This is a genomic window from Aerococcus sp. L_32 (genome assembly GCF_050689315.1).
This window is the reverse complement of sequence record NZ_JBOEQF010000453.1, coordinates 1-1,503: the sequence shown is the minus strand read 5'-3', so window position 1 is coordinate 1,503 and position 1,503 is coordinate 1. Positions and strand designations below refer to the sequence as shown.

2 protein-coding genes and 1 pseudogene are annotated in these 1,503 nt (G+C 42.0%); 2 read left to right on the top strand and 1 reads right to left on the bottom strand.

Annotation, left to right across the window (positions count from 1 at the left end; genetic code table 11):
* On the top strand, positions 1-425 hold a 425-nt coding region (locus ACRCJ0_RS13845; protein WP_431390809.1), incomplete at its 5' end, for an IS30 family transposase.
* Between the two features lie 220 nt (positions 426-645).
* Positions 646-942, top strand: coding sequence for a hypothetical protein (locus ACRCJ0_RS13840; RefSeq protein ID WP_059134894.1), 297 nt, complete (start codon positions 646-648; stop codon positions 940-942).
* Between the two features lie 305 nt (positions 943-1,247).
* On the opposite strand, the pseudogene ACRCJ0_RS13835 reads toward ACRCJ0_RS13840, so the two are convergent.
* Positions 1,248-1,503, bottom strand: a pseudogene (locus ACRCJ0_RS13835) (hypothetical protein); the annotation flags it as partial.

Sequence of the window (1,503 nt, the reverse complement as noted above, 5' to 3'; positions counted from 1 at the left end):
TGACGCTGGCTGAACGGCAGACACGCTTTGAAGTCATCCTAAAGTTGAACGGGAAGGACACCGAATCGGTGGACCAAGCGGTTCAACAGCTAAGAGAACGGGCTGGCGCTAACTTCGATCAATTATTTAAGACCGTGACCTCCGACAATGGCTCGGAGTTTTCGGGGCTACACGATGCTCTGCAAGATGTAGCTGACGTCTATTTCAGCCACCCCTATGCTTCTTGGGAGCGTGGGACGAGCGAAAATCAGCATAAATTAATTCGCCGTTTCGTCCCCAAGGGAAGCCCGATTAGTGAGGTGAGCGAGAACCAGATTTTGCGGATCCAGCGTTGGATGAACGATTACCCGCGGAAAATTTTGGGTTATGCAACACCACATGACACATTTGTTCAAGCATTCAAGCAAGAACGATTGGGGGCTTGACCTATCATTACTTGACCTCGGCATGGCTTCATGTCTGGAAAGATGGCCTGAGGCCAGACTGGTCGGAAGACTACCATCCCTCAGTTCATTATCAGAGGGTCACTGATTTAGAATAACAAGGCAGTTACGGTACCGAACAAATGAGTTACCTGTAGTGGCTAACTTAAACTTGAAATTTACGAAAAAGTAAAAACATAATTTTTAGGAAGGAAGTATTCAGTTGGTTCAATTGTTTTCCATTGTTTCAAAACATAGAGGCGTGGATTTCCATCATCCCCATTCCGAGAAAATTGGTCATCCTGAAGGAATTGATGTTTACCTTGCTCTCTTTATCAAAACAAATGCTATTTTTTATATAAATGATAAATTTCATCAAGTGAGACCAAATTCTATAGTTATATTTTCTCCTGGCACTTCTTTTTCTTATCATAACCCTGAAGGTGATTGCATTAATGATTACTTTAGATTTCATTGTTCGGATCCAGATTTTTTTAAAAAACTGTGGATCTTTTTTTGAATTTTTAATGTGTTGCACTTAAATTGTAAATTCGTCATATAGAAAAAGGGGCTTTGACATTAGTGTCAGGCCCCTAATTACTATTTACCACAAGTCGTAATATCAGGCTCTTCTTACGCAAGGCATCCGTATGTCGCTGCGTTCCGTCGGCTGTCCCACAAAAGTCAAACTCTTTCGATGCTTTCCAAAATACGCCAATTACTTCCGGTAATTGTTCGGCTTTTTAAGGTGTAAGAGCCGACACTAAGAAAGGAACCTTTGGAAGATTAGAGCAGCGACTTTTGTCGCAGCTCCTATCTATCTACCTACCACAAGTCTTCTGCTTGGTCGTAATATGTCTGGTATTTTTTGATGATGTCATCTTTTTGTTTCAAGATGTTGGCTAGTCCTTTGACCAATTCGCTAGACGATTCTACCATCGACATGTCCTCTTTTTGGCTTAAAATGGCGTCTGAAACCCCGTCGTAGGGTACTGCTTCATAGATTTCATCCAGGACTTTGGTGATTTGGTATGCTAAGCGTTCTTTTCGCTGTTCTTCGTAGGCTTTAATTTGCGGTAGG